Raw genomic sequence first — 329 nt, 5'->3', positions numbered from 1 at the left:
AAGGAGTAAATATGGGGATTCTCACCTAGGCCATCTATTCTATGATGGACCTAAATCACAAGGTGGACACAGGTATTGTATTAATTCTGCAGCACTAAAGTTTATTCCAAAGGATCAGTTAAAAAAAGAAGGTTACGAGGAGTTTCTTGCATTATTTTGAGGGGCGGTTCTGATGTTATTTTCGTTTTGCTAAACGATAGTAACATCAGAACCGTCCCTCCGTTTTTTGTTACCTAGCTTCGTGAACTTTTAATTGTTTTCCTTTAATTGTTCTTGTTTTCATTTCCTGTAGTACAATGGAGCCTTTTCCATTTAAAATATCTACATAG

Annotated in this window: 1 protein-coding gene; it reads left to right on the top strand. The window is 35.9% G+C overall.

The window, feature by feature from the left end; genetic code table 11:
* Positions 1 to 160 (top strand): peptide-methionine (R)-S-oxide reductase (locus AOA61_RS00470; protein ID WP_178075170.1); only part of this gene is annotated, 160 nt, incomplete at its 5' end.
* Between the last annotated feature and the right edge of the window lie 169 nt (positions 161 to 329).

It is taken from the genome of Pseudomonas sp. 2995-1 (genome assembly GCF_002742505.1).
Taxonomy (GTDB): Bacteria; Pseudomonadota; Gammaproteobacteria; order Pseudomonadales; family Pseudomonadaceae; genus Aquipseudomonas; species Aquipseudomonas sivasensis.
Note: the sequence above shows the minus strand (reverse complement) of the source record. Positions and strands in the feature narration are given on the sequence as shown.